This is a genomic window from Rhodococcus indonesiensis (genome assembly GCF_047782815.1).
In the GTDB taxonomy this organism is placed as follows: domain Bacteria; phylum Actinomycetota; class Actinomycetes; order Mycobacteriales; family Mycobacteriaceae; genus Rhodococcus; species Rhodococcus indonesiensis.
Map to the genome: position 1 here is coordinate 1,404,312 of NZ_CP180630.1, position 23,133 is coordinate 1,427,444.

The 23,133-nt window shown below is 67.2% G+C and carries 15 protein-coding genes; 12 read left to right on the forward strand and 3 right to left on the reverse strand.

The genetic code is table 11. From position 1 onward, the window contains the following. Positions 1-7: 7 nt before the first annotated feature. The 3 genes from ACM26Y_RS06695 to ACM26Y_RS06705 all read left to right on the forward strand — a co-directional run bounded on the left by ACM26Y_RS06695 (position 8) and on the right by ACM26Y_RS06705 (position 5,370). Positions 8-577, forward strand: coding sequence for a PIN domain-containing protein (locus tag ACM26Y_RS06695; protein WP_371384225.1), 570 nt, complete (start codon positions 8-10; stop codon positions 575-577). A gap of 143 nt (positions 578-720) precedes the next feature. Further along, positions 721-4,353, forward strand: coding sequence for a transcription-repair coupling factor (mfd, locus tag ACM26Y_RS06700; protein ID WP_416062981.1), 3,633 nt, complete (start codon positions 721-723; stop codon positions 4,351-4,353). Positions 4,354-4,482: 129 nt separating this feature from the next. Then, positions 4,483-5,370, forward strand: coding sequence for a MazG family protein (locus tag ACM26Y_RS06705; RefSeq protein ID WP_416062982.1), 888 nt, complete (start codon positions 4,483-4,485; stop codon positions 5,368-5,370). Here the strand turns inward: ACM26Y_RS06705 and ACM26Y_RS06710 are convergent. Next, a complete protein-coding gene (locus ACM26Y_RS06710; RefSeq protein ID WP_040274485.1) occupies positions 5,355-6,725 on the reverse strand; it encodes a glutamate-1-semialdehyde 2,1-aminomutase in 1,371 nt (456 codons plus the stop codon). The two genes, ACM26Y_RS06705 and ACM26Y_RS06710, sit on opposite strands and share 16 nt — an antisense overlap. Before the next feature lie 292 nt (positions 6,726-7,017). On the opposite strand from ACM26Y_RS06710, the gene ACM26Y_RS06715 reads away from it, so the two are divergent. Beyond that, positions 7,018-8,412 (forward strand): polysaccharide pyruvyl transferase family protein, encoded by a 1,395-nt coding sequence (locus ACM26Y_RS06715; protein WP_052455340.1) that lies wholly within the window; start codon positions 7,018-7,020, stop codon positions 8,410-8,412. A gap of 288 nt (positions 8,413-8,700) precedes the next feature. Here ACM26Y_RS06715 and ACM26Y_RS06720 read toward each other — a convergent pair whose 3' ends face one another. After that, a complete protein-coding gene (locus ACM26Y_RS06720) occupies positions 8,701-9,420 on the reverse strand; it encodes a GNAT family N-acetyltransferase (protein ID WP_416063625.1) in 720 nt (239 codons plus the stop codon). 227 nt (positions 9,421-9,647) lie between these two features. Here ACM26Y_RS06720 and ACM26Y_RS06725 point away from each other — a divergent pair, with 227 nt between their 5' ends. From ACM26Y_RS06725 to ACM26Y_RS06745, 5 genes are read left to right on the forward strand one after another with little or no spacing between them, the layout of a single operon-like run. Then, positions 9,648-11,036 carry a hypothetical protein gene (locus tag ACM26Y_RS06725; RefSeq protein WP_416062983.1) on the forward strand — a complete coding sequence of 463 codons (1,389 nt, stop codon included), beginning with the start codon at positions 9,648-9,650 and terminating at the stop codon, positions 11,034-11,036. Further along, complete coding sequence (locus tag ACM26Y_RS06730; RefSeq protein ID WP_416062984.1) at positions 11,033-12,529, forward strand: O-antigen ligase family protein; 1,497 nt, start codon at positions 11,033-11,035, stop codon at positions 12,527-12,529. The genes ACM26Y_RS06725 and ACM26Y_RS06730 overlap by 4 nt, the downstream gene beginning before the upstream one ends. After that, entirely contained in the window at positions 12,526-13,593 is a 1,068-nt protein-coding gene (locus ACM26Y_RS06735; protein ID WP_416062985.1) for a glycosyltransferase family 4 protein, read from the forward strand. Before ACM26Y_RS06730 ends, ACM26Y_RS06735 begins: the two co-directional genes overlap by 4 nt. Continuing rightward, positions 13,590-15,863, forward strand: coding sequence for a glycosyltransferase (locus ACM26Y_RS06740; RefSeq protein WP_416062986.1), 2,274 nt, complete (start codon positions 13,590-13,592; stop codon positions 15,861-15,863). The genes ACM26Y_RS06735 and ACM26Y_RS06740 overlap by 4 nt, the downstream gene beginning before the upstream one ends. Next, complete coding sequence (locus ACM26Y_RS06745; RefSeq protein ID WP_040274496.1) at positions 15,860-17,077, forward strand: glycosyltransferase family 4 protein; 1,218 nt, start codon at positions 15,860-15,862, stop codon at positions 17,075-17,077. Before ACM26Y_RS06740 ends, ACM26Y_RS06745 begins: the two co-directional genes overlap by 4 nt. A 1-nt stretch (position 17,078) precedes the next feature. Here ACM26Y_RS06745 and ACM26Y_RS06750 read toward each other — a convergent pair whose 3' ends face one another. Next, positions 17,079-18,401 (reverse strand): putative glycoside hydrolase, encoded by a 1,323-nt coding sequence (locus ACM26Y_RS06750; protein WP_416062987.1) that lies wholly within the window; start codon positions 18,399-18,401, stop codon positions 17,079-17,081. Positions 18,402-18,711: 310 nt separating this feature from the next. On the opposite strand from ACM26Y_RS06750, the gene ACM26Y_RS06755 reads away from it, so the two are divergent. From ACM26Y_RS06755 to ACM26Y_RS06765, 3 genes are all read left to right on the forward strand, one after another. Beyond that, a complete protein-coding gene (locus ACM26Y_RS06755) occupies positions 18,712-20,670 on the forward strand; it encodes an alginate lyase family protein (RefSeq protein WP_416062988.1) in 1,959 nt (652 codons plus the stop codon). A 64-nt stretch (positions 20,671-20,734) separates the two neighbouring features. Further along, on the forward strand, positions 20,735-22,099 hold the full coding sequence (locus tag ACM26Y_RS06760; RefSeq protein WP_235157133.1) for a nucleotide sugar dehydrogenase: 1,365 nt from the start codon (positions 20,735-20,737) through the stop codon (positions 22,097-22,099). Between the two features lie 2 nt (positions 22,100-22,101). After that, positions 22,102-23,133, forward strand: a complete 1,032-nt coding sequence (locus tag ACM26Y_RS06765) for a glycosyltransferase family 2 protein (RefSeq protein WP_416062989.1) — start codon at positions 22,102-22,104, stop codon at positions 23,131-23,133.

Consider the following 23,133-nt stretch of genomic DNA (forward strand, 5'->3'; position numbering starts at 1 on the left):
AACGATCGTGCCGATCCGGGCGGTCCTCGACGCGCCGGCACTGACGCCGCCGCGCGTGCGCGACGTGCTCCTCGCCCTGGCCGAGGACGCGCTGTACCGGCCCTACTGGAGCGACGGCATCGTCGCCGAGGTGGAGCGCAGGCTGCCGGCGCACATGTCGCGCCCGGCGCGGGACTTCCTGTTCGCCGAACTCGACACAGCCTTCCCCGAGGCACGGGTGACCTGGCCCGCCACGGTGCTGCGCGAGGTGCCGTACGTCAGCGATCCCCGCGACGCACACCTGACGGCGGTGGCGCTGTTCGCACAGGCCGACGTCGTCGTCACCACCGACGCCGCTCTCGCGCGCTCGCTCGAGCGGTCCGGGGTCGAGCCGCAGACACCCGACGCCTTCGTCGCGTACGTCCTCGACGCCGATCCCCGGCGGTCCGTGCGCGTGCTGCACCGGATGGCGCGACGGCGGTGGCTCGGGCCCGGCGAGGAGCTCGCCGACGCCGCCCTGCGGGCGCGGCTGGCCGCGTGGGCGCGTGCAGCGCTCGGCGACAACAGCGCCGACCTGCTGGCGACCGACCCAATCTGACCGTGCCGCTCGCGGCTGTGCTGGCGGTGCCGTTCGCGGCTGTGCTGCCGGTGCCGCTCGCGGCAGTGCTGCCGGTGCCGCTCGAACCGGACACCGCATAGACTCGGACGGTCCTCTTCTCGAACCCCAGGAGCGCCCTTCCCGTGTCCGACGTGTCCGTCACCCCCCTGTCCGGATTGGCGCGGATCGCGCTGGCCGACGCTCAGCTCGAGCGTGTGGCCGCCCTCGCCGGGACCGCCGAACAGGCCCTGGTGGCCCCGCCCGCGGCCCGGCCGTTCGTCGCCGCCGCGCTCGCCGCGAAGACGCCGCTGCTCGTGGTGACCGCGACCGGCCGTGAAGCGGACGATCTCACGGCGGAGCTGCGCGAGATGCTCGGCGACGTCGTTGCGCAGTTCCCCTCGTGGGAGACGCTGCCGCACGAGCGGCTCTCGCCCAGCGCCGACACCGTCGGACGCCGGTTGCAGGTACTGCGCCGGCTCGCGCACCCCGAGGACCGCGACTACGGCCCCGAGCTGCGGGTGATCGTCGCGACCGTGCGCTCGCTGGTGCAGCCGATGGCCCCCGGCCTGGGCGACATCGAGCCCGTCACCCTGCGTGTCGGCGCGGAGCACGACTTCGACGAGCTGATCGAGCGGCTCGTCGAGCTGGCCTACACCCGTGCCGACATGGTCGGCAAGCGCGGCGAGTTCGCCGTGCGCGGCGGCATCCTCGACGTCTTCCCGCCGACAGCGGACCACCCGGTGCGGGTCGAGTTCTGGGGTGACGAGGTCACCGAGCTGCGCCCGTTCTCCGTCGCCGACCAGCGGTCCATCCCCGAACTCGAGGTGAGCACCCTCATCGCCCCGCCCTGCCGGGAACTGCTGCTGACCGAGCAGGTCAAAGAACGCGCGGCGCGACTCGCCCAGGACAACCCGGCCGACGCGGCGCTCGTGGAGATGCTCGACAAGATGGCCTCCGGCATCCCGGTCGAGGGCATGGAGGCGCTGCTGCCGGTGCTGCAGACCGGCGAGCTGCAGTTGCTGACCGACGTCGTGCCGGACGGTACGCACGTGCTGCTGTGCGATCCGGAGAAGGTCCGGACCCGCGCGGCGGACCTGATGCGCACCGGCCAGGAGTTCCTCGAGGCGTCGTGGACCGCGGCCTCGCTCGGCGGGGCCGCGCCACTGGACACCGCGAACATGAAGGGTGTGGATCTGGCCGCCTCCGCGTACCGGCCGCTGACCGGGGTGCGGGAGACGGCGGAAGCCGCGGGCCGGCCGTGGTGGACGCTGAGCCCGCTGGCGTCGGGCGCCGACACCGAGGTCGTGCTCGACGTGCAGTCGGCGCCGGAGGTGCGCGGTTCCGAGGAACTGCTGACGATGCTCTTCGCGAACCTGCGTGCACACGTCACCACCGGCGGGCGGGCGGCGATCGTCGTCGCAGGTGCCGGCACCGGGCAGCGGGTGCTCGAGCGGCTGCAGGAGAACGACGTACCCGCAGCGCGGCTCGATCCGGGGGCCGAACCGGTCCGCGGCACGGTCGGGGTGCTGTGCGGCGCGCTGCACGACGGCCTGGTTCTGCCGGGCGACGGCGCAGACGTGCCCGGACTGGTGCTCGTCACCGAGTCCGACCTCACGGGCAACCGGGTGACCGCCGCCGAGGGTCGCCGCACGCCGGTCAAGCGCCGCAACCAGGTGGATCCGCTGGCGCTCACCGCCGGAGACATGGTGGTCCACGACCAGCACGGCATCGGCCGGTTCGTGGAGATGGTGGAGCGGACCGTGGGCGGCGCCCGCCGCGAGTACCTGGTCATCGAGTACGCGCCCGGCAAACGCGGGCAGCCGGGTGACCGGCTGTTCGTGCCGATGGAGTCCCTCGACCAGCTCTCCCGCTACGTCGGCGGCGAGATGCCCGCCTTGAGCAAGCTCGGCGGCTCCGACTGGGCCAACACGAAACGCAAGGCGCGCAAGGCTGTCCGCGAGATCGCGGGAGAGCTGGTGCAGTTGTACGCGGCCCGTCAGGCCGCCCCGGGGCATGCATTCGCGCCGGACACCCCGTGGCAGAAGGAGATGGAGGACGCGTTCGCGTTCACCGAGACCCAGGATCAGCTCACCGTCATCTCCGAGGTCAAGGCCGACATGGAGAAGGCGGTCCCGATGGATCGCGTCGTCATCGGCGACGTCGGTTACGGCAAGACCGAGATCGCGGTGCGTGCCGCATTCAAGGCCGTGCAGGACGGCAAGCAGGTCGCGGTGCTGGTGCCCACCACGCTGCTGGCGCAGCAGCATCTGCAGACCTTCACGGAGCGGATGGCGTCGTTCCCGGTCACCGTCAAGGGCTTGAGCCGCTTCACCGATTCCGCCGAGGCGAAGGAGACGATCGCCGCCCTCGCCGACGGTGAGGTCGACATCGTCGTCGGCACCCACCGGCTGCTGCAGACCGGCGTGCGCTGGAAGGACCTCGGTCTCGTGATCGTCGACGAGGAGCAGCGATTCGGCGTCGAGCACAAGGAGCACATCAAGGCCCTGCGCACGCACGTCGACGTGCTGACCATGTCCGCGACGCCGATTCCGCGCACCCTGGAGATGAGCATGGCCGGCATCCGTGAGATGTCGACGATCCTCACCCCACCCGAGGAGCGGCACCCGGTGCTCACCTACGTGGGCGGCTACGCGGACAAGCAGGTCGCCGCCGCCATCCGCCGCGAGCTGCTGCGCGACGGACAGGTGTTCTACGTGCACAACCGGGTGAGCTCGATCGACAAGGCCGCCAAGCGGATTCGTGACCTCGTCCCCGAGGCGCGGGTCGCGGTGGCGCACGGGCAGATGAACGAGGACACCCTCGAGAAGACCGTGCAGGGCTTCTGGGAGCGTCAGTACGACGTCCTGGTGTGCACCACCATCGTCGAGACGGGCCTCGACATCTCCAACGCCAACACCCTCATCGTCGAGCGCGCCGACTCGCTGGGGTTGTCGCAGTTGCACCAGCTGCGCGGACGCGTCGGTCGTTCCCGCGAGCGGGGTTACGCGTACTTCCTGTACCCGCCGGAGAAGCCGCTGACCGAGACGGCATACGACCGGCTCGCCACGATCTCCCAGAACTCCGATCTCGGCGCGGGCATGGCCGTGGCCATGAAGGACCTCGAGATCCGCGGCGCGGGAAACGTTCTGGGCGCGGAGCAGTCCGGTCACGTCGCCGGCGTCGGATTCGATCTGTACGTGCGGCTCGTCGGCGAGGCGGTGGAGGCGTTCCGGGCCGCCGCGGACGGCCGTCCCGTCGCCACGGACGAGGCCGCCAAGGAGGTGCGGGTGGATCTTCCGGTCGACGCCCACATCCCGCCGGACTACGTGACATCCGACCGGCTGCGGCTCGAGGCCTACCGCAAGCTCGCCGCGGCGCACGACGACGACGCGATCGCCGCGGTGGTCGAGGAACTCGTCGACCGCTACGGTCCGCTGCCCGAGGAGGTCGGCCGGCTCGTGTCGGTGGCCAAGCTGCGCCTGCTGTGCCGCGAGTACGACCTCGAGGAGGTCGCGGTCTCCGGCACCCAGTTGAAGATCTCGCCGATGCACCTGCCGGATTCGAAGCAGATGCGGCTCAAGCGTCTCTATCCGGCGGCGCAGTACCGCGCCACGAGCGGCATCGTGCAGCTGCCGTTGCCGCGAACCGGTGGCGTGGGTTCCGAGCGGGTGCGCGACGTCGAGCTGCTGCAGTACATCGCGGACTTCCTGCTCGCCCTGGACGGCAAGGCGCAGGGATCGGTTGACGTGTGTGTGCCGACCGCCGCGAGCGTGTGACCGGGCGAGCGCAGCGACGGGGATTGCGACCGGGGCGAGCGCAGCGACGGGGATTGCGACCGGGGCGAGCGCAGCGACGGGGATTGCGACCGGGGCGAGCGCAGCGACGGGGAAAGTGAGGCGACGGCGGTGACGGTGATTCTGCTCGACCCGTACCGGCCCGGATCGGTGCCGCTCGAGGCGGTGCCGCTGCTGACCGGGCCGCTCGACTGCACCGACGACGTTCCGGCAGAGGTGTGCGAAATCCTCGGTGCCACCGTGGGATCCGGAGCCGAGACACTGATCGCCGTCGACCCGGAGCACGAGGCGGTGCGTGAACGCGTACGGCGGGGAGAGCGGGTGATCGCCGCCCCGCCCGCTCCGGGGGAGCGCCTGCTGCGTGCCGTGGACGTGATGGACCGGCTGTGGGGATTCGGCGGCTGGGAGGTCACCCAGACGCACGACTCTTTGCGCCGCTACCTGCTCGAGGAGACGTACGAGCTGCTGGACGCGATCGAGGAGGGCGACCCGCACGGTCTGCGCGAGGAACTCGGAGACCTGCTGCTCCAGGTGCTGTTCCACTCGCGGATCGCCGAGGAGTCCGACACCGATCCGTTCACCGTCGACGACGTCGCCGACACGCTCGTCGCCAAGCTCGCGTCGCGCAGCCCGCACCTGACCAACGGTCACACCGGCCCGATCGACGTGGCCGAGCAGGAGGCAGCGTGGGAGGTGGCCAAAGCGGCGGAGAAGGCGCGGCCCTCCTGCCTGGACGGCATCGCGACGGCACAGCCGGCGCTGGCCCTGACCGACAAGGTGATCGCCCGGGCCACCCGGGCCGGACTCCCCACGCATCTCGTCCCGCCCGAACTCCGGACGGTGCACGTCACCGGCGACGGTGGCGCGGAGGACGCGCTGCGCAGCGCGACGCTGCAGTTCGTCGCGACGGTGCGCGCGACGGAGAAGGCTGCCCACGCCGACGGCGTGCCGTACGGCGGTCTCGACGTGGACGCATGGGTGCGTTACTGGGAGAAGTGAGTCCCGACCGGCGCTTCTCCGAGCCGACGCGGCTCCGCACGGGCACGCAGTGCCGGGGCGACGGGGCGGCCGTGCAGGAAGCCGGTGACCCCGCCCGCGTCGAGGGCCCGCCGGTACACCGCGAGAGCGCCGCGCGCTGCCTCCACGGTCTCCTCGAGGTCGGCGTCGGTATGGGCCGCCGAGATCACGAACGACTGTCCGAGCACACCCCGGACGAGCATCTCCTGCAGGAACAGCGTGCGGAATTCCTGCGAGGGCAGCAGATTCGGGTCACGGGTGACGAAGATCAGGCAGGACGGGCGTCCGACCACCTGGACGTAACGCTCCACGCCGAGATCCGCGGCCGCGGCGTTGACGGCGTCGGCAAGCCTGCGACCGGATGCTTCCATCCGGCCGATGGGGTCTTCGGTCGCGTAGGCACGCACCACCGCACGGAAGGCAGCCAGTCCGCCGGACTCCGGTCCGTGCGTGGTCGACAGGAGGAACACCCGGTCACCGTCGGTGCGCAGGCCGCCGAGTTCCATGAACTCGCGCCGACCTGCGAGCGCGGCGACGGGGAAGCCGTTTCCCATCGCCTTGCCCCAGCACGACAGGTCCGGCCGGACGCCGTACACGCCCTGCGCCCCGTGCTCGGACCAGCGGAATCCGGTGATCATCTCGTCGAAGATCAACAGGGCACCGTGCCGGTCGCACAGGCGGCGCACGCCGGGCAGGAAGCCGGGATCGGGCTCGGCGAGGGCGGTGGCGGCCTCGAGGATCACGCATGCGGTCGGCCTGGCCGACAAAGCATGTTCGAGCGAGTCGAGGTCGTTGTACCGGAACCGGTGGGTGTGCTCGGTGACCTCCTCGGGGATTCCCGCCTTCATCGGGGTGGTGCCGATGAACCAGTCGTCGACGGAAAAGAACGGCTGGTCGCATGCCACGACGTGCCGGCGGCCGGTGACAGCCCGCGCCAGGCGCACGGCCGCGGTTGTGGCGTCGGAGCCGTTCTTGGCGAACTTCACCATGTCGGCGCCGGGCACCAGAGCGAGGAAGTCCTCGGCTGCGGCGAGTTCGAGGGTCGTTGGCCGGCTGAAGTTGGTGCCGTCGGCGATCGCGGCGGCGACGGCGTCGACGACGGGACGGTAGCCGTGCCCGAGCGTCACCGAGCGCAGGCCCATCCCGTACTCGACGTAGCTGTTCCCGTCGGCGTCCCACACGCGGGCACCCGCTCCGCGCTCGAGGACGGGTGCCATGAATTCCGGATACTGGTCGGAGCCCCGGGCATACGTGTGCGCACCGCCGGGCACGATCTCGTGGAGCCGGGCCTGGAGTTTCGTGGATCGGACGAACGAGGGTGGAGAAGAGTGCGGCACTGTCGGCTCCCTTCGACGACGACGCCTGGAGCGAGGGGCGGACACGAGAGGAAGTGGGAGGCTCCGAGGGTACACAGGTATGAGGCAGCGTCATCATTCTCGGTAGGAGTACGCGCGATCGCAACCTTCTCCGGTGTTCCCCAACAACTTCGGGGTTCAATCGGTAGGCCTTGTGCGGTATCGTAAACGGTAACGACCCTCCGCCCTGAACATTTCTACCCGATGGAACGAACAGCCGTCGAGTAGGACGACGCCGCGATCGAACTGTGCTCGATCCGATGGGAGTTTGCGGATGGTGAAGATTCCGCTCGGTCTGTCTGCCGGTGGGGAGCCTCCCATCCGGGTCCTGATCGACAACGGCGAATACTGGCTCAACAACAAAGGTGACCTGGCGTTACTCGATGTCACCGTGCGCCGGATCCGGGCGCGCTGGCCCGACGCCCGCATCGGCGTCCTGACCTACGCACCCGGTCTGCTACGAGCATTCGAGCCCGCTGCCGAGCCGGTCGGGTACCGGCGTGGAGCCCACTGGTCGAGGCTGGGACGGTCTTCTCAGCTGCCGGCACGGTTGGGACCTGCGGTTGTCGGACGAGTCTCGGAAGTGTGGTGGTCCCTGACCAATCCCCCGAGGCGGCAATTGCGCAAACTGCCCGACTCGGTGCGTCATCCGCTGACACGGATGAAAGAGTGGCGCAGCCACGACCGTGACAGGAACACGGTGAATCGCGGTGCTCGTATTCCGGAGGCGGCGAAGACAGCGTCGCTGATCGTTGCGATGGGCGGAGGCTACCTCGCTGACGTCGACACATACCAGGCGACGCGCACCCTGGATCTGCTCGAATATGCCTGTGAAAAGGGGATTCCCACCGCCGCGCTAGGTCAGGGGATCGGCCCGATCGACGATCCGGTTCTCTTCGCTCGGGCCGCGAAGGTGCTGCCGCGGGTCGATGTCATCGCGTTGCGGGAGGATGTGTGCGGTCCGGACCTGCTGGCGAGGATGGGAGTACCGGACGAGCGGATATACATTACCGGAGACGACGCCGTGGAGCTCGGATATGACGCCGGCCGGCCTGAGATGGGCTCCGATCTCGGCGTTTGTCTGCGTATTGCAGACTATTCGCCCGTGGGGGCTCAGGCTCGGACGAGTGTGCGCCGGTCCGTGCAGGAGTTCGCTCTCGGGGTCGGTGCCACACTCGTGCCACTGATCGTTTCGGAGTGCGAGTCGGAGGACCGCCGATCGACGCTGCCGCTGCTCGAGGGTTATCCGTCGGTGGCCGCGCCCCTGGATCGCTACGCACGTGCCCGAGATCTCGCTGCTGCAGTCGGACGGTGCCGGGTTCTGGTCACCGGCGCGTACCATGTGGCTGTTTTTGCTCTGTCTCAAGGTATTCCGGTCGTCGGCCTGTCGTCGTCGAAGTACTACGACGGTAAGCTAGGTGGGTTGAGGGCGATGTTCGGCGGCGGTCTCGAGTTGATTCACCTCGATGCCCACGACCTCGACGACCGGCTTTCCAAGTCGATCCGGGAACTGTGGGACGCGGCTCCGCAACTACGTCCGGTACTACGGGAGCGGGCGCGGGCTCAGGTCGCGGCAAGTCGTGAAGCCTACGAGCGGATGTTCGGTCTGGTCGAACGGACTTCCGGTGCATCCGCACAGTCCATGCTCGATCGGCAGTCGAGCGTTTGATTCGCGGCCGAGTGCACGAGTACAGGTGTACCGAGAGCGCAGGGAATATCGCGAGCGCAGGTAATCCCGCAAGGGCCCATCCGAACCTGAAGGCTCCGAACCTGAATGCGCGAGGCCGCTCCCGGCCCATCGGCATGGGTGCAGTTTCCCTGCACTACAGGCGATTCCCGCCCTACAGGAGCCTGGCCTAGAGCAGTACCCGACCTGCAGCAGTACCTGACCTACAGCCTGACCTAGGGACCCGGTCGGTAAACGGGCCTGGTCCGGCGCGAGCCGTCCGATGTTTTCTCATCCGGGACGGCGCAGATGTGCGGTTTCGGCCTCGTGTGTGCCGGTCTCTTGCATGCCCGCCACCGGAGGTGTGTCCGACGCTGCGACCTGCTCGAGTTGCGCGCGGAGCTGCTGCTGCTGCCACATCTCCGAAGTGATCGCCCAGAGGTCGTGATCTCGGCGTAGTCCGCCGACGTCGAGATAGCTGGACATGGTGCCCTCGCGTCGGCACCCGAGAAGCTGCACCGTACGTGCTGCCGCCACGTTGTCCGTGCAAATGGCAGCCGAGATCCGGCGTAGCCCGAGAGTGTCGAAGAGGTGGCTCATCGCCAGGCCGCCGACTGCGAGTCCGATACCCGCGCGGGCGAATCGAGAGTCGATCCAGACGCTCGTCTGAGCAGTCAGGGCCGCGGGATCGATACATTCGAAATTGCACTGTCCCGCGAACCTCCCGTCGATCTCGACCACCAGGGGCAGAGCAGTGCCGGACCGTTCCGCCCGGCGGCGAGCGAGACACTCGCCCACCCACACGGTGACGGTATGGCGGCGGTCCCAATCGTCCCTGGCGGTCAGCCAGTAGGGCTCGATGAGCCGCCGGTCCCGCAGACGAATCTCTCTCCAGGCCGTTGCGTCGTCCAAACGCGGACTACGCAAGGCCACAGTGTGCCCGGCTACCCGGACCGGCCCGAGGAACAGTCGCTTCTGCCGGATCCGACGAGGGTGGGCCAAGTGCCGCATCGACCTCAGATGGAATCGGCAGGCGGCGATCGCGATCGTGATCGCTGTCCGTGGAGGGTCCACATCTGCTCCTCTCGCCCCGCCGTACCGCCCCTGCAAACTTACGACCCGTATTCGACTTATAAAGATACTCCAAGTTGGTTTTATCGGGTAGATTCTTACTCGAGTCGGGAATGGCCTTCATGAACTCGGAGCGTCGAAGCGCTCCCCGGTGCTGCGGAGGGGCTGTGGACAGCACACTCAATGATCGGATTCGCCACCTCGCCCGCTACTGGCCCATCGTGGTGCTGGCGACGCTGCTGGCCGTGGGGGGAGCAGTGTGGACGACAGGGCAGAGTGCTACGGAGTACACGGGCCGTTCGGCCTTGATCGTGTCGTCCCAGAATCGCGCGCCGGAACAGGACGCGGTTCTCGTGCAGGGCTACGTGGATCTGTTCAACGACTCCTCGTATCAGGAGCAATTGCGTGTCGTCGGGAGCCTTCCCGCAGACACGTCCTTCTCCGCTCGCACTGCGGCGGCCGGACCGATCCTGTTCGTCGAGGCTACGGCGGGAGACGCGGAGACCGCTGCAGAGGCGGCCCGCATCATGGCCGGAACGTTTCGTGACGATGTCAACTCCGTGCGCGACCGGGGGCGGGAAGGATCCCTCGAGGAATTGCGCCAGCGACTCGACGAAGAGCGATCACGGCCGGGAATCGCCGACAACGTGGCGCTTGCTCAGCTGCAGGCGCAGATCAGCGAGCTCGAACTCGACGCGACCAACCAGATCCAGGATCTGCAGCTGAATGCCGGCGTCTCGGAGGACTCGCCATCCCTCTTCCGGAACGTGGCACTCGGTCTACTGGGGGGAATGGTGCTCGGAGTACTCGTGGCGCTCGCACTCGATTCCGTCATGCGGCGGATCAGCACCGCCCAGGATGTTCGGGAGCGCCTCGGTATCGAGTCGCTCGGGGTCGTCCCGGCCGGCGGTTCGACCTCGGCGGATCGAGCACGTCAGCTCGCGTTCCACAACCTCGTGAACACCCTAGCCGCCGGCGAGGTTCGCGGGCTCCGCACCGTCGCCCTGACGTCGCCGACCGGAGGCGAGGTGACAGGACAAGTCGCTCGCCAGGTGGCCCGACGCTGGAGTCGATCCGGCGTCCGTGTCGTCGTGATTCCTCAGAACGTGACGTCGTCGACCGTTGCCGGCGCCGGTGCAGAGGCACCCGGCGATGGACTCCGGGTACTGAGCGTGCGGGATACGACCGGTGAGTCCGTGCCGCTGTCCGGCAAACGGCTCGAGGCACTGCTGCAGCAGCTCCGCGGTGAAGCCGACGTCGTACTGTTCGACCTCGCGCCGGTCACCGAGGACGCCGACGCTCAGATCTTCTGCGCGGCGGCACAGAAAACTGTCCTGGTACTCGACCGGCGCCGCGCACGCCAGCCAGACGCGGCAGAGGCCGTCCGATTGCTCACTCAGGTGGACGCCCACCTCCTCGGAGCGGTCGTCGTGGATCCGCGCGGCGATACTTCTGCGCCGTACCCGCCTGCGGAAGAGATCTCCTGGTCCGCTGCTGTGCACAATCACCACGACCTCGGCCGTACCCCTGCGCCGACTCCAGGAATGCGCCCATGACGACGGCAGCGCACCCGGCCACCCGCGGACCGGCGTCGACCGAGCGTCTGCTGCCCCGATCCTTCACAGCCGTCCACCTCGTCCTGATCGCGGCTGCGACGGCGACAGTCCTCGCGATCGCTGCTGTCGCGACCGGGTTTCCAGCGAAGTTCCCAGTGCTGCTGCTCCTCGCGGCAATTGCAGGCGCGATGGTTGCCGCCGGTCTCCGCTCGCCCGTCGTCGCGCTGTTCCTGCTCCTGTTGACGACGTTTCTCCGGGTGGCGCTGCCGCCGATCCTGCCGGTGGATCCGTTCGTACTTGCCTATGCGGGGGTGATTGCCGCACTTGGGATCTGGATGTACACCACATCAGCAGCCGACGCGCGCATCGGCGCAGTCGAGGCAGCGATGGCGCTGTACGTGGTATGGAACATCGGTTCGATGCTCGCGACGCACCGATACCTTGCGACCGTTCCCGTGACCGGGGCGTCGCTGTCCGTCGTGCGCTTCGTTCTGACCGGTGTCCTGATCCCCTTCACTGCGTATCTCGTGGGCAGATACGTCTTCGTGCGGGTGTCGGCGATTCGAGCACTGCTGTGGATCGTCGCAGTGCTGGCAGCGTACTCGGCAGCAGTGAGCATCATGCAGTTCCTCGGCCCCAAGGCTCTCGTATGGCCGCGGTACATAGTGACGGCTCCGATCTGGGAGGGACGCGCTGTCGGGATCTTCAATCAACCGGTCGTCAACGGCATGGTGCTCATTCTCGGTTTCGCTGTCGCGCTCGTGCTGTCGTCGGAACGCACAGAGCCGCGCTTTCGCCGGCTCTGTGCTGCCGTCATCGCGGTCGCGTGCGCCTACGGTGTGTACTTCACGCATACCCGTGCGGTGTGGCTCGGTCTTGCGCTCGTGATCGTCGCCGGAATGCTGTGGGCACGAGGATTCCGAACCGGATTCGTACTTGCGGCAACCACGGCGGTGATCGCCATTGCCACGAACTGGCAACGGTTCACCGGAACCGATCGTTCGGCCGGGGGCGTCGGCTCACCGGCCGAAGTGCAGGACCGGCTCAACACCGCCGGCACCGCCCTGTGGGCGATAGGGCAGAAGCCGCTGACGGGTTGGGGGATAGGCAGATTCACCGCCGTCAACACCTACCACCACAAGCAGTGGTCGCCGGAGGTGCCGTGGATTCGCGGCTTCGCAATCTCCTCCCACTTCAACGAGCTCGGCATCGCGGCCGAACTCGGGCTGATCGGCCTGGGGCTGTGGATTGCCGTCGTCGTCCTGCTCGCGGTGCGGCTGTTCCGGGCGTATCGGATTCTGCCCGAATACGGACTCGACGGCCGCCGGACGGCCCTTCTGGGCCTGCTGGGACTGATGGTAATGGCGATCACCGGATTGACGGTCGATCTGCGATTCTTCGACTTTCCGAACGCTGCCGTGATGGTGCTGGTAGGGGTCGCGATCGGATGCGCCGACCGGTACACAGCCGAGGCCGGGAGCGTGAAGCGATGACGCGGCGCCATGTCGTGTGGGCGTCGACGAGCATGACCACCCGCGGTGGAGTGGGGAGTTTCGTGCGCACCATGCACGACACGCCGCTGTGGGACCGGTGGGACATCGAACACGTGAGTACGCACCGAAACGGATCCAAGCCCGCCCGGATCGCTGCATTCGCGAATGGCCTCGTCGTCTTCCTTCGTGCGCTGGTCAACGATCGTCCCGACGTGGTGCACCTGCACACGTCGATAGCGGGCAGCTTCATCCGGAAGGCGACGTTGGCCTGGGTCGCGTCCGTCTTCCGAGTGCCGGTCGTGCTGCATGTGCACGGTTCCTCGTTCGACAGATTTCACGATCGCGCGCCCTTCCCGATCCGACTGCTCATCCGTTCGACACTCGCCCGCGCTGCGGTCGTGGTCGCCTTGGGGGAGCGCTGGCGACAACGATTGCAGAAGATTGCACCCGATGCCCGGGTCGTAGTTGTCCCGAATGCGGTCCGACCTGCAACCAGAGTCGACCAGTCCAGCCGGAACGGACCCCTGCACGTGCTGTTCCTCGGCGAGATCGGCGACCGCAAGGGCACATTCACGTTGCTGGAGGCCTGGGCTCGGATTGCGGAAGGGACGACCTCCGCGCACGCACGGTTGACCGTCGCAGGTGACGGAGAAGTAGGGCGCGCGCGTGAACGGGTCCGTGCACTGGCGTTGACGGACACGGTCGCGCTGCCCGGCTGGGTTCCGCCGGAGGCGGTGCCCCAGTTGCTCGACAGTGCGCACGTACTGGTACTGCCCTCGCGTGACGAGGGCCAGCCGATGGCAATTCTCGAGGGCATGGCGCGAGGATTGTGTGTCGTAGCCAGCACGGCAGGCGGAATTCCGGACCTCGTCGACGACTCGTGTGGGGTTCTGATCCCCGCCGACGACACGACTGCTCTGGCCGCAGCCCTCGAACGGGTGCTGTGCGACGAGTTGCTGCGCACCAGGCTGGGCCTCGCAGCCTGGGAGAGAATCCGTTCCGACTTCGATGTGGACGTGGTGTGGCGTCGGTTCGACGACCTGTACGAGGAGCTCCGACGATGAGCACGCAACAGCCGGTGAGAGTGATGTTCGTGGTCCCCGACCTGCGGATCGGCGGCGCAGAACGGCACGCGGTGACGCTTCTGCCGCGGCTCGACCCCGACCGGTTCACGGCTCGGTTGATCTGCATCGGGAGCGAAGGGGAACTCTTCGGCGAGCTCCAGGCACAAGGAATTTCCGCCCATGCGCTGCACAGGAGCAAGAGGCAGGCTTTACGGGCGCTCGTCGAGCTCCGCCGGGAGATGCGTCTATTCGCGCCGGACGTAGTGGTGACTCGTGGATACAGCGCCGAGAGTCTCGGCAGGATCGCGGCCGTGTGGGCGCGGGTGCCGCACTTGTCGGTGTGGGTGCACAACTGCGGCGACATCGACCCACGCAGTCGATGGCGTCGAATCTGCGACAAGGTGCTGCAACCGTTCACCGACATGTTCCTGGGCGTGGCACGCGCGCAGACGAGGTACCTCACCGAGGATCTCGGAATCCCGCAGCGCAAGATCCGGGTCGTTCACAATGGAGTCGAGCCGCACGAATTCATCCCGTCACCGAATCGGGATGTCGCAGTTGCACTAGGAATCCCATCGCACGAACCGATCGTGGGAATCGTCGCCGCCCTGCGTCCGGAGAAGGATCACCGCACCCTCCTGCGCGCGGCCCGCCGCGTTCTCGCAGAGGTACCCGAGACGTGGTTTCTCGTGGTCGGTGACGGCCCCGAGCGTGCTCGTCTCGAACGGTTCGCGCGTGAACTCGGGATCGCGGACCGCGTCGTGTTCACCGGAGCTCGATCGGACGTCAGGGACGTCCTGCGGGCCCTGGACATCTTCGCCCTCACGTCCTCCACCGTCGAGTGCTTCCCGATAGCGCTGCTCGAGGCGATGGCCACCGCACGTCCTGCGGTGTGCACCGACGTCGGCGGCGTCTCCGAATTGCTCGATGGGGGCACCACCGGGATCCTGGTGCCGCCGGCAAATCCGGAAGCGCTGGCGGAGGCGCTGCTCACCCTCTTGCGTTCGCCGGATCTGAGGTGGCGATTCGGGCAGGCAGCCCGTGCGCGGGTGGAGTCTTCCTTCACCCTGACGCAGAGTGTCGCCGAGAGTGAACGTGCGTTGGAGGAGGCCGCCGGTCCACCCCGGAGTCCGGTCCGGCTCACCCTCGTGCTCGACCGCACCTTCGTCGGTGGAATCGAGACCGTGATGCTCGACGTGTTCCGGCGTCTCGACAGACGTCTGGTCCTACCGCGCCTGGTCTGCCTGCACGAGGCCGGGCCGCTTGCCGACGACTACCGGGACGCCGGCATCCAGGTCGAAGTGCTGGACCGGCGAAACCGTTGGGACCTGACGACGCTGCCCAAGTTGATCGACACGCTGCGCCGGGACCGGACCGATGCGGTGCTCGTCACGCATCATCACCGCGCCGCCCTGGCTCTCGGCCGGATCGCCGCACATGCGGCCGGGGTGCGGGCGGATCTCGTTGCCGTTCACGACATGGATCTCGTATCGCAAGGCGGCAGATGCCTTCCGCGATGGACCGTCGCCTCGCTGTGGCTTGCCGACGCCATGATTCTCCTCGGGCACAGCCAGCGGGACTATCTGCACGCGCACGAGGGCGTCGGCAGATCCCGGTGGAGCCGAACCTCGGAGGTCGTCATACCCAACGGCATCGCGGTGGGGGACCCCCCGACCGGAGAAGACAGGGTGCGCGCGCGGCAGGCGCTCGACCTCGGTCCTGAGGACTTCGTCGTCGCCGTCGTAGCCCGGCTCAGCGCGCAGAAGGCGCACCACGTGCTGTTCGAGGCATTTTCCAAGGCACTTCCGCTGCTGCGTCCGGCACGTCTGGTGGTGGTCGGGGACGGCGAGCGAATGGCAGAATTGATCTGCCTGGCAGAGAAACTCGGTATCGCAGATCGTGTGCTCTTCGTAGGGACTCGTCGGGACGTCGCCGTTCTGCTTCCGGGATTCGACGTGACCTGCCTTTCCTCGGTGCACGAGGCGATGCCGCTCGCGGTACTGGAGTCGATGGCTGCCGCAGTTCCTGTGGTCGCGACCGACTGTGGATGCCTGAGTGATCTGATCACCGACGGCGCGGAAGGATATCTGGTGCCGGTCGGTGACGTGGAGGGACTGGCAGATGGTCTACTCGCATTGTCTCGGGACCCCGAACTGCGAGTGCAGATGGGTAAGCGCGCCAGAATGCGTGTGGAGCAGAACTTCCGGATCGAGGACACGGCGCGCGCATATGAGCAGCTTCTCGTCGAGACCCTGGGAGGGCAGCGATGAAGAGACACATTCTGGTGCTGGTGGAGAACCTCTCGGTGCCGTTCGACCGTCGGGTATGGCAAGAGAGCCGGTCGCTGGCCGAGGCGGGATACCAGGTGACGGTGATCTGCCCGATGGGCGGTGGGCAGGATCGGGAGCCGGAGGTCACGATCGAGGGTGTTCGGATCCTCCGCTATCCTCTCCGCGCCGCCACCGGAGGGCCGGCCGGTTATCTCAGGGAGTACACCGCGGCCCTGTGGCACACCACCCGGCTGGCGCTGAAAGTGCGGCGCGAAGGCCGCGTCGACGCGGTGCACGCGTGCAACCCCCCGGACCTGCTGTTCGTCGTGGCACTCGTTCTGCGTCCGGGCGGAGCGCGATTCGTATTCGATCACCACGATCTCGTGCCGGAGTTGTTCCAGTCGCGCTTTCCCGGCGGCGGGCGCATGTTGTACCTTGCGACGAGGCTGCTCGAACGGCTGACGTTCGCGGTATCGGATGCAGTCATTGCAACCAACGACAGTTACCGCCGGATCGCGATCGGGCGTGGACATGTGGCGCCGGACCGGGTCACCGTGGTGCGCAGTGCGCCCGATCTCGAACGATTCGTGCGGCGCGCTCCCGATCCGGAGTTGCGCAGGGGAAAGCGTTATCTCCTCGCGTATCTCGGCGTCATGGGACCGCAGGACGGAATCGACTATCTCCTGCGTGCCGTGGCATATCTGCACCGGGACCTCGGCCGGGACGATGTGCACTGCATCTGCATGGGTGCCGGGGACGAATTCGAGGCCATGCAGGCGCTCGCTCGTGACCTCGGCCTCGACGACGTCGTCGAGTTCACAGGCCGGGTGCCGGACGAGTTCGTGCAACGCTGTCTGTCCACCGCGGACGTGTGCCTCGCGCCGGATCCGCGCAATCCGCTCAACGACCTCTCGACGATGAACAAGATCGTCGAGTACATGGCGATCGGCCGGCCGGTGGTGTCGTTCGACCTCGTCGAGGCCCGTGTCTCGGCCGGCGACGCTGCGCTCTACGCGCCGGCGAACGACGAGAAGGCCTTCGCACGAGCGGTCGACATCCTGTTGAGGGACGACGAGTTGCGTGCCCGGATGGGGGCACTCGGCCGATCGCGGGTGGAGCAGGAACTGTCGTGGCGGACGTCGCGAGAAAACCTTCTTCGATGTTACGGGGCGTTGTTCCGCGACGACGTTGCACTTCCGCAGGTCGCGGGGTGAGTCATTGGCTGTTGCGCAACAGGACCACACCGCTGTACGAACGTATCGTCACACGATCCGTAGTGCTTCCGTCGTTGGTTTCCGGGTCGGCGGTGCCGGTCAGGTGCCGGAACGTCCCGCCCAGCGCTACGGTCGCCGGCTCGTCGCTGCTGTTGACGAGCACGATGCCGTGGTCGAAGTCGCGGCGGAAGACATTCGGTGCAACCATCCCGATTCCTGCAGTTCCGGAATACTGCGCCTCGACATGTGCGAGCGTCGGATTCGGGGCTATCGGGTCGCCGAGGTATCCGCTGCCGAGCCCACCGCCGTCCATCTCGTCGATGTATGCGGGTTCGCCGTAGTCGGATCCCATGGGCGCCCAGTAGCCGTCCTGCAGAAGTGTGGCTGTCAGGAAGAACCGTGCACGGGTGAGTTCGCGTTCGGAGCTGGGTTGGGGACCGAGTTTGTTGATGGTCATGGCCAGTCCCGGTTCCCGATGATCGCCCCGCGCGGTGAGACGAATGTACTGCTCGATGTCGAAGCGGGGATCACGCTCGGCACGAGGGTCGGCGAAGTTCTCCCATGCCCGCCCGTCGAGTTGTCGATCGCGCAGGGTTCTGTCTCCGTTGGCGACGAGCAGGGCAGTGGGCATGCGGTCGCGCATGATGCGTTCGGCCTCTTCGATTCCCCTGCCCCACGGCATGTCCTCGCCGTAGATCTGCGCGTCGGCCTCATCCGTGCCGTTCCGGTCGATATCCCATCGGTCGGAATCGGCGCTGTAGATTCGGTCGCCCCACACGTCCAGGAAGATGCCGTCCCAGACCCCCTCCGACCACACCGTGTCGACCACCCAGTCGGCCGCGTATCTGCCGAAGGACAATCCGTCCACTCTCGGTCCCTGGTCGGTGAGGTTCGACATCGACGTGTCGGGCCATTCGCTGACCACCGTGCCGTCCGCGCGCTTCGCCAGCCACTCGTCGGGGAACTGGCTCTCTCCGTGAGAATCGAACTGCCAGAGACGATATCGATTGCGCCAGTACTCCTCGGAACCGAGCCGGTCGGGATGGTCGATCAAGTTGACATAGGCGAGGAGGCGCGTTCGCGGGTTTGTTGCCCGGACGTCGTCGAAGAAGTCCCGCGGCATTCGGTGGCCCCACTCGTTGTCGATGACGACGACGTCGTACTGGGCGAGTTCTTGCGCGGTCGGCAGATCGTGCTGGAACAGGAAGTACGTGGCTGTTCTGGGGAACGTGAGGAGGCCTGCGTCGGACGGCGCGGGCGGCGGGACGCCGTCGGATGTACTGCATCCCGCGACCGATGCCAGGAGGGCGACGGCGAGGGTCACACACGAACGCTGTACGCGGCGTTGCCACATGGTCGAACCGATCACATGTTCAGACTTCCACGGGGGATGGCGGTTGTCATCCGTCCGGCGCAGACTGATTTCGAGCGGAGACATGATGAACCTCGGTTGGTATGCACACAGATTGGGTTCGATGAGTGCCCCGGAGGTGGTCTGGCGCCTGCGTGGCGTCGGACGTACTTGTCGGTCCGGCGGCAGGTACGGAGTCCCCGCGGATTCCGAACTGCTCGGATCCGGTCACCGAACCTGGAGTGATGCCCTGTCGGCATTCCGCGAAGGGGCAGGGGGGGCGTTGCTGTTCGCGAAGACCCGAGCCGAGGAGATCGCGGATCGGCTCCCTCTCCAAGTCGAGGCGCTGATCCGGGCTGCAGAGCGGACATGTGAAAATCGATTCGAGTTCTTCGCCGATCCGGAGGTCCGGCTGGACACCCCGATCGACTGGTGGTCCGATCCGCTTCGAGCTGTGCAGTGGCCGTCGAAACCAGCTCACCGGATCGATCACCGCAGGGGACCGGGTGACCCGAAGTGGATCTGGGAACTGAACCGGCTGCAACACCTTCCGTGGCTGGCATCGGCTCGGATGTTCACCGGCGAAGAGCGTTTCGCTACTGTTGCGTTGTCCCAGCTCGATTCCTGGATAGTCCGGAATCCACCGGGATGGGGTATCGCATGGCGCGGTGCGTTCGAGGCGGGTATCCGCTCGATCTCGGTCGCACTGACTCTAGACGGACTGCGTGACGCCGAGGCATTGACGGAGGCGCGATTCGCCCGGGCCGTACGGATGCTTGCGGCCGGTGCGGAACGCTGTCTGCAGGATCGTTCGCGGTTCAGTTCGGCCAACAACCATCTTGTGGGAGAACTGGCAGGGCCGGCGATCGTAGCTCTGCTCCTACCGGAGCTGCGCCATGCCGCGCGGTGGGAGGCGGACGCGGTCGCGGCACTGGCCGTGGAAGCTGACCGGCAGATTCTGCCGGACGGCGCGGGTGCCGAGCAGGCACTGGGTTATCAGGTCTTCGTCGTGGAGTTGCTGACTGTCGTCGCTGCTGTGCTGTTTCGCAGATACGGTCACGCGCCGGACCGCCTGACTGCCGCAATCTTCCGCAGCAGGGAGTATCTCGAGGCAGTGATCGGTGAGTGTGACCCGGAGCCGCACTACGGCGACGACGACCAGGGATTCGCGGTACGGCTCGGTCCGGAACCACGCCGAACGGTCAGAGAACATCTCGGAATCGTGGATGCTTTCTTGGCTGACAGGCCGGCCGGCGCGGTGGAATCTCCGGAGTCGCTGACGGCGGCGTGGTTGTCGTCAGCGCGTCCTGTGAAGGTCCGGGAGCAGATCACCCTGCGAACGACGGCAGCGGGTTCCGCCTTCGCGCCGGACGGGGGTATGGCAGTGCTGCGGTCCGGCCCACGGACGATTCTCATGGATGTGGGGGCACTCGGATACCTCTCGATTGCCGCGCACGGCCACTCGGATGCGTTGGCGATGAGTCTGAACTTCGCCGGGGAGTCGCTGATCGGGGACCCGGGGACGGGGAGCTACTACCGGAATCCGGAATGGCGCGAGGCTCACAGGAGTACGCGCGCTCATGCGACGGCGTGTGTGGACGGGCTCGACCAGTCCGTACGCGGCGGTCCCTTCCTGTGGATGCGGCATGCGCAGGTCCGGGTTCGTGAGATCGATCTTCTCGGTGGCATCGTCGACGCCGAACACGACGGCTACCGAAGACTTCCGGCGCCTGTTGTCCACCGTCGCCGTGTGATGGCACCACCGACGCTGAAGTCGGTGCTCGTGTTGGACCTGTTCACCGGCCGCGGCCGACACGACGTGCATGTGTCCTGGCCGATGGCCCCCGATCTCGAGGTCGAGCCCGCCGGTGCCGGCCACCGGGCTCGGCGGCGCGGCGTACCGGTGCTGGAACTCGCATATGCGGTCAGCGGCGGGGTCGTGACGACGGAGGCCGTTCGCGGGGACGACGACAGCGCGCTCGGTTGGTGGTCGCGTGAGCTCGAGCACCGCGTGCCCGCGTGGGCGCCGAGCGTCCGCTGCCATGCCGATCTGCCCTTTGTGTGCGCCACGGTGCTCCTTCCGTTTCCTGAGTCCCGTGCACCCGGACCGCATGCGGTGGTGCCTGCTCGGTCGATAGCCGATCTTCGCGTCGACGTCGAGGAAGGCCGGGTGCAAGTGGAGTGGATCGACCTGGACGGTCCACATCGGGTTGCCTTCGAGATGGATCGCGTAAGGACTTAAACCAACCTCAAGTCTGTTATATGCTCGATTGCGAGGTTGACGGTCTGATCTGGGCGGTGAAAACGTGGAATCAGTCAAGTTGGATCATCGGATAGACGCGACGCGCTCGAAGCTCAGCGTCTTCGGTCTCGGGTACGTCGGATGTGTCTCCGCAGCATGCCTCGCGAGCCGGGGTCACTCGGTCGTCGGTCTGGACGTCGATCCCAGGAAGCTCCGATGTCTTTCTCGCGGTGAGGCGCCGGTGGTCGAACGACGGATCGCCGACATCACCGCCGAAGCTGTAGCGAGCGGGCGGCTGACCGTGAGCGACGACCCCGTCCGCGCCGTGTGCGAGACCGATATGTCCATAGTCTGCGTCGGTACCCCCTCCGGGGCCGGTGGTGGCCTGTCCACCGAGTACCTCGAACGGGTCACCGACATCATCGGGGCGGGGTTGGCGGCGAAGGACTCCTGGCATGTGGTGGTCTATCGCAGCACGATGGTTCCCGGCACTTGTGAAAGCCTGCTCGTGCCTCGTCTCGAGGCGGCGTCGGGGGGAAAGCGTGCCGGCATCGATTTCGGCGTGTGCGTGAATCCGGAGTTCCTCCGTGAGGGGAGTAGCGTCGAGGACTTCTTCGATCCGCCCAAGACTGTCGTGGGCGAGAGCGATCCCCGGAGTGGGATGCAGGTCATGGCACTCTACGAAGATTTCGGGGGATCCCGATTCAGAGTTCGGCCGGCCGTGGCCGAGATGGTCAAGTACGTGGACAACAGCTTCCACGCGCTGAAGGTGGACTTCGGTAACGAGATCGGTGCGATCTGCGGAGCGCTGGGACTCGACTCGCACGCCGTGATGGAGATCTTCGTGTCGGACACGAAGCTCAACATCAGCCCCGCGTATCTCATGCCCGGTTTCGCGTTCGGTGGTTCCTGCCTGCCCAAGGACGTACGAGCTCTCGTCCATACTGCGCGCCGACACGACGTCGAGGTGCCTGTGCTCTCGAATGTGTTGACCTCGAACGAAGTCCACCTCCGCCGCGTCGTCGACCTGGTGCTGTCGCTCGATCGACACCGGATCGGGCTGTTCGGGCTGTCGTTCAAGCAGGGCACGGACGACCTAAGGGAGAGCCCGATGGTGGAGCTCGCCGAACGGTTGATCGGCAAGGGATTCGATCTCAAGATCTACGACGCCGACGTGGCACTGTCGCGGTTGACGGGATCCAATCAGGCATTCCTCGACCATCGCCTGCCGCACATCGGGTCTGCACTGACCGACGATCCCGACGAGGTCCTGTCGCACGGTGAGGTACTCATCGCGGGTTCTCGTGACGAACGGGCGGTCGCTGCTCTCGACCGAGCCGGCGCCGACCATGTGATCGTGGACCTGGTCCGCCTGCCTCACGCCGAGGACCGGCGGCGACGTGGAGGCTACGTGGGAACGGGCTGGTAGCCGTGGGCGCCGAGTCCCCAGAGCCGTTCTTCAGTATCCTCACGACCGCGTACCGTACCGAGCAGTATCTTCCCGAGGCGATCGAGTCCGTCCTGTCCCAGACCCGTGGCGACTGGGAGTTGATCGTGGTCGACAACGGGTACTCGGACGACATCGCGCGGATTGTCGGCACATACGCCGACGACCACCGGATCGGATTGATCCGACAGGCCAATCGGGGTTACGGCGGCGGAGTCACGGCGGCTGCAGGGACGGCCCGCGGCCGTGTGCTCACAGTGCTCGACAGCGACGACCTGCTGCGGCCCGACTTCTGCGAACGCGTGGGGGCCGTCTTCGAGGCGGAACCACACGTCGCCGCGGTCGGCTGCGACGCGACGCTGTTCGGTTTCGGCGACGGCACCGAACGCGGGTACCTGAGAAGTATCGGTTACCGCAACCGGAAACGTCACGTGGATGTGCCACTGACGTTTTCGGATGTGCTCGGAGGGATCGTGCCCTACTACAGCGGCGCTGTCCGGCGCGACGTGTGGAATGCTGTCGGCGGCTACACGGCCCCCGCCGGTGTCGAGGAGGACGTCCTGCTGTGGTTGCGCATCACGGCCGCAGGCTGGGACGTGCGGTTGCTCGACGACCGATTGGCGCGGTGCCGGGTGCGAGCGGACTCGTCCTCGCGCGATCCGTCCCGGGTGGAAGCCTTCGACGAGCGACTGCAGGCGACGTTCCTGTCTCTAGCCGGGGGGCCGGTCCAACGTCGTGCCGTGGACCCGACGTTGCGGCGCTTGCGGTACCACCAGTTCCTCCGCCGGGCTCGGTGGGCATTGCTCGAGGGAGACGTGCGCTCGGCTCGCCGCGCCGCGCGCACCGCGTTCGGCCAGAAGCCGAGTCTCCGAGCTGCCACTGTGGTCTCGGCACTGGCTGTCGCGCCGGGCGTGCTTCGGCGCGTCCATCCCCTCAAGCAGCACCTCTCGGGCACTGTGCGGCGATACGGCGTCGCGGGTGCCCGGATCGTCCGCCCCGTCCGGGGATCCGGGTGA

What these genes read in the sequence shown, in the direction of transcription:
- ACM26Y_RS06715 (WP_052455340.1), top strand. Translation starts at nt 7,018, where the DNA reads ATGGTGAAGATTCCGCTCGGTCTGTCTGCCGGTGGGGAGCCTCCCATC.
- ACM26Y_RS06720 (WP_416063625.1), bottom strand. Translation starts at nt 9,420, where the DNA reads ATGCGGCACTTGGCCCACCCTCGTCGGATCCGGCAGAAGCGACTGTTC.
- ACM26Y_RS06730 (WP_416062984.1), top strand. Translation starts at nt 11,033, where the DNA reads ATGACGACGGCAGCGCACCCGGCCACCCGCGGACCGGCGTCGACCGAG.
- ACM26Y_RS06735 (WP_416062985.1), top strand. Translation starts at nt 12,526, where the DNA reads ATGACGCGGCGCCATGTCGTGTGGGCGTCGACGAGCATGACCACCCGC.
- ACM26Y_RS06740 (WP_416062986.1), top strand. Translation starts at nt 13,590, where the DNA reads ATGAGCACGCAACAGCCGGTGAGAGTGATGTTCGTGGTCCCCGACCTG.
- ACM26Y_RS06745 (WP_040274496.1), top strand. Translation starts at nt 15,860, where the DNA reads ATGAAGAGACACATTCTGGTGCTGGTGGAGAACCTCTCGGTGCCGTTC.